Raw genomic sequence first — 5,084 nt, 5'->3', positions numbered from 1 at the left:
CATGCGGATCGGCTTGGCGTCCGAGCCCTGCGGCCAGAAATAGGCGCTGCGGCTGGAATTGACCTCGACCTCCAGCTCCACCCCGAGCTTGCGGCAATAGCCCAGCACCCCCTCGTGGTGGCTGGGCAGGCGGGCCGGGCCCGCGTTCATGTAGACCCCGTCGGAGAAGGTCACCGTCTGGTCGGGCTCGCCCACCATCTCGATCTTCGAGCCGTTGCGCAGGGTCCAGTTGCGGCCGCCCAGCCGGTCGCGGGCCTCCAGCAGGGTCACGGCGAACCCGGCCCGCTCCAGTTCGTAGGCGTTGACCAGCCCCGCGATCCCGCCGCCCAGGATGACCACGCTCTTGCCCGCCCCCAGGTCGGCCGGCATCACCGGGACCTGGCTGGCCGCGGCGGTGGGCAGCAGCCCCAGCGCCATCATCGCCGTATAGGCCGCGCCATAGCCTCCGCTCGCACCCACCCGATGCAAGAAATCCCGGCGACTGATCCCCATCTCGCGCTCCCCCGACTGACTAACTGATGACTGGCTGACGCCGCACGAGGCGCGGCGGGCCTCAGATGCGTTCGCCGGGGTGGCCCTTGGCAAGCTGGACGCCGGCGATCCGCACAGGATCGGCGGATGCAGTTCAAATAACGAGCGAACCTGATCAATTATCCGACAAACTGACACCGCTGTCAGTTTCGTCTACACCTGACGTTTTATGCAACCATCGATTGATGAAATGCTATGATCGGAATATTTGCTTCAAAAAACCGCACTAACGACCTCGATTGTCCGCTTTCCGCGCATGATGGAGTCCTGATCACTAATCGGATTGACACCGGTAGGCCAGATCGCGGTCCTGTTACTCACATACCGCCTGACGAGGGCAGACGCCGAGAGTCGACATCTTGGTGCGCCTCGCCGCGCGGAGGCGTCGCGCTTCGAATTACTGGAGAGCGAGAACGTATGGCGACGCCTCGCAAAAGAAGAAGGGCCTAGGCGCCCCGCGAGTACGTGTGGAGGAAGCGTTCCGAAGGGCCCGACAACATAACAAGAGGGGTCCTAGATGAAATCTATATTTGCCGGAGTCAGCGCGCTTGCGCTCGCCTGTGGTATGGCCGGCGCCGCCGTGGCGCAGACGACCGACGAGGCGGCCGCCGAGCTCGACGTCCTCATCGTCACCGGCACGCGTATGACCGGTCTGCGCGCGGTCGACAGTCCCGCGCCGATCCAGGTGCTGGACGAGACGGCCTTGGCTCGCGTCGCCCAGACCGACCTGATCCAGGCCATCGCCCAGAACGTGCCGTCCTTCAACGCCCAGGCGTTCGGCGGCGACACCGCCAACCTGACGCTCTCGGCCAAGCTGCGGGGCCTCAGCCCCAACCACGCCCTGGTGCTGATCAACGGCAAGCGCCGGCACGGCACCTCCAACCTGGCGGTCCTGGGCGGTCCGTTCCAGGGCGGCGCCACCGCCGACCTCAACTTCATCCCGCTAGGCTCGGTCAGCCATATCGAGGTGCTGCAGGACGGGGCCGCGGCCCAGTACGGCACCGACGCCATCGCCGGCGTCATCAACATCATCTTGAAGAAGAACACCGAGGGCGGCTCGATCGTGCTGTCGGGCGGCGAGTTCATGGACGGCGGCGGCCTGACCGGCGACCTCACCGCCAATCTCGGCCTGGCGCCCATCGACGGCGCCTATCTGAACCTCACCCTGGAAAGCCGCTGGCACGACCACACCTTCCGCGGCGATGTCGATCCGCGCACCATCGACACGGCCTTCAACACCGCCTCCAGCTCGCGCCTGTCGCGCTATCCGCTGCTCGCCGGCGCGGCCGACTATCCCTACATGAACCGCATCCCCGGCGACGCCGAGTACCGGCTCAACATCTTCTCCTTCAACGCCGGCTACGAGATCTCCGACAGCCTGGAGCTCTATTCCTTCGGCACCTTCGGCATGAAGTACGGCGCGGCCTATGAGAACTACCGCGTGCCCAACCTGGTGGTCGGCAAGGACGGCACCCTGCCCCGCCCGCTCGGCTTCAGCCCCAAGGAAGCCCTGGACGAGACCGACTACGCGGTCAGCTTCGGGATCAAGGGCCAGATCTCCGACACCTGGAACTGGGACCTGTCGACCACCTACGGCCGCGACGAGGTGGCCATCAACGTCCTCGATTCGGTGAACCGCTCGCTCTACATCGACACCTCGACGCTCACCACCAAGGGCTTCTCGCCCACCGACTTCCACGCCGGCGACTTCATGGCCAGCCAGTGGACCACCACCCTGGACGTGGCGCGTGAGTACGACGTCGGCCTGGCCACGCCGCTCAACCTGGCGCTGGGCGCCGAGTACCGGAAGGAAGAGTACGAGATCAAGCCGGGCGACGAGGCCTCCCGCTACAAGGAGGGCTCCCAGTCCTATCCGGGCTTCGCGCTCACCGACGCCGGCGCCTATGACCGCACCAACTGGGCGATCTACGCCAACGTCGCGGTCTCGCCCATCGAGGCCCTGCAGCTCGACGCCGCCATCCGCTACGAGCACTTCAGCGACTTCGGCGACACCACCGTGGTCAAGGGCACGGGCCGCTACGACTTCAACGAGGCCTTCGCCATCCGCGGCACGGCCAGCACCGGCTTCCGCGCGCCCACCCTGGCGGAATCCTTCTACTCGGCCACCAACGTCTCGCCGACCGCGGCCTTCGTGCAGCTTCCGCCCAACTCCCCGGCCGCCAGGCTGGTGGGCATCGACGGCCTCAAGCCCGAGAAGTCCACCAACTTCAGCATCGGCTTCGTGGCCCATCCGGGCGCGGGTTTCACCGTCACCTTCGACGCCTACGAGATCACCGTCGAGGATCGCATCGTGGGCTCCGGCGCGCTGTTCGGCTCGGGCGGCGCCTTCAACATCGCCGCGGTCCGCGCCGCCATCCTGGCCAACGGCAACGTGCTGGACCCCACCGTCACCCAGACCGGCATCACCATCTTCACCAACGGCCTGGAGACCCGCACCCGCGGCGCGGAGCTGGTGCTCACCACCTCGTCCGACTTCGGCGACTATGGCGGCGTCCAGTGGTCGCTGACCGCCAACTTCAACGAGACCGAGGTCACCAAGATCTCGGCCCCGCCAGCCCAACTCGCCGGCGCCTCGCTGTTCAACCTGACGGCCATCTCCAACCTGGAGGACACCTCACCCAAGTACCGCTTCGTGGGCGGCGCGCTCTGGACCTGGGACAAGCTGACGGTGAACCTGCGCGAGGCGCTCTACGGCCCCTCGTCCAACCTCAACAGCCGGACCGGGGCGGTCTATTACAAGACCGAGATCGAGGCGACCCTGATCACCGACCTGGAGGTCTCCTACAAGTTCACCGACTCGGTGAAGCTCGCCGTCGGGGCCAACAACCTGTTCAACACCTACCCCGACAAGGTCAACGCCCAGCTGCGGGACGAGTATTTCCGCAACAACAGCAACGCCTACGTCACCCAGTACCCGACCTTCTCGCCCTTCGGCATCAACGGCGGCTACTACTACTCGAAACTCAGCTTCACGTTCTGATCCGAAGCTGACAAACGGGCCGCGGCGGAACCCTCTCCCGCCGCGGCCTATCTTGTTCCAGATCCTCCCCCAGCGCGCAGCGTGGTTTGGGGGAGCTGGCGCGTCGCCTCGATCGGCGACGTGTCGGAGGGGGTTGCAGCGCGCCGCAAGCCGCCGCCCTACCCCAACCCGTCCAGCGCCCCGTGGTCCAGGATGTGGTCGGCCGCCCCGCCCAGCATGCGCATGAACATGTCGTCGCCGCGCGGCGTCTGCTCCACCATCATGGCCGCGAAGAAGGCGGTGAAGAACAGCAGGAACGCCCCGCGCCCATAGTCCCGCCTCAGGTCGGCGGCGGCGTACCCGCGCACCCCCAGCTCCGTCAGCCTGGCGTGATAGAGCCCGAGCAGCTCGTCCTCATGGGCGCGGCGCACGTCGGCCGGCAGGGCCCCGGCCAGGAAATAGGCCACGTCCGTCGCCCCGGCCCCATAGGCGAAGGACTGCCAGTCCAGCGTGGTGATCGGGTGGCCGCCGGCCGCCGTGGCGAACATCATGTTGTCGGGCCGGAAGTCGTTGTGGGTCAGGCAGCGCGGCCCGTCGTGCATCGCGCCCACCGCCCCGAAGCTGCGCCCCAGCACCTCGCCGACCTCGACCCAGTGCGCCGCCAGCCGGTCCTCGTAGCGGGCCTTGAACCCCATCCACATGGCCGCGACCATCTCCGGCGTCGCCGCGCTGGGCGGCGCGGCCTTGGAGCCCGACACCCAGGGCAGGTCGTCCAGCCCGTCGTCGCCCCAGTGGCTGGCGTGCAGCTTGGCCGCCTCGCCCATCGCCAGCCGCGCCTGGTCCAGGCTCACGCCCTTGAGCTGGTCGCCCTGCTCGGCCGGCGCCAGGTCCTCCATGATCAGCACGAACGCGCTGGTCGCCTCCTCCACGTCGGTGAAGTAGCAGCGCGGCGTGTGGATCAGCGCCTTACCCGCCAGGTGGCGGTAGAAGTTCACCTCGCGCAGATAGTTGCCCAGCATCACCCCGGTCGCCCGGCTGGTGTCGTCGGCCGCCGGGAACTTGCCCACCACCGACCTGGGCGCGCCCTCCCCGCCGCGCTCATAGTCCAGCACGAAGCGCACGCTGTCGCCGATCTGCCCGGTGCCGACCCCCTTGGCGCTCAGCCCGCGCACCACCGCGTCGACCCCGGCCTGCTGCAGCATGGCGGTCATCCAGGCCGCGTCGATCTCGCCCGGCGCGCGGATGTCGGGGCTCAAGCGCCGAGCTCCCGGGCGAAAGCCCTCATGGTCCCGTCCCTCCCGGCGGCGCTGTCCCGCGCCGTCCGTCGAGCCAAGGGTCATCCCCCTCCCCGGCGTCAGTCCAGGGGAAAAGTGCGGCCCCGCACCAATCTCGCCCCCCAGATGCTCCCCTCCTGGGGGAGCTCCCGGCCGAATGGCCGGGTGAGGGGGACTTTGACTCTCGCTTGTGGGCTGCAACCCCCTCCGTCACGCCGCCGAAGAGGGCGACGCGCCACCGTGATGAGCGCCGGCTCGCGCTTGCGAGCCGGATGCGATCGACAACGATTTGTCGATCG

Annotated in this window: 3 protein-coding genes; 1 reads left to right on the top strand and 2 read right to left on the bottom strand. The window is 67.8% G+C overall.

The genetic code is table 11. The features are described 5' to 3' along the window. The coding region (locus Q8Q77_RS11070) for an FAD-dependent oxidoreductase (RefSeq protein WP_305583631.1) at window positions 1-492 on the bottom strand (492 nt) is incomplete at its 3' end. Window positions 493-1,048: 556 nt separating this feature from the next. On the opposite strand from Q8Q77_RS11070, the gene Q8Q77_RS11065 reads away from it, so the two are divergent. Further along, on the top strand, window positions 1,049-3,532 hold the full coding sequence (locus tag Q8Q77_RS11065) for a TonB-dependent siderophore receptor (protein WP_305583630.1): 2,484 nt from the start codon (window positions 1,049-1,051) through the stop codon (window positions 3,530-3,532). 158 nt (window positions 3,533-3,690) lie between these two features. Here Q8Q77_RS11065 and Q8Q77_RS11060 read toward each other — a convergent pair whose 3' ends face one another. After that, window positions 3,691-4,767: a phosphotransferase gene (locus Q8Q77_RS11060; RefSeq protein ID WP_305583629.1), complete on the bottom strand. Its 1,077-nt coding sequence runs from the start codon at window positions 4,765-4,767 to the stop codon at window positions 3,691-3,693. Window positions 4,768-5,084 lie beyond the last annotated feature (317 nt).

It is taken from the genome of Phenylobacterium sp. (assembly GCF_030698145.1).
Taxonomy (GTDB): domain Bacteria; phylum Pseudomonadota; class Alphaproteobacteria; order Caulobacterales; family Caulobacteraceae; genus Phenylobacterium.
The sequence above is the reverse complement of the archived record's forward strand: the minus strand, read 5'-3'. Positions and strand labels throughout refer to the sequence as shown.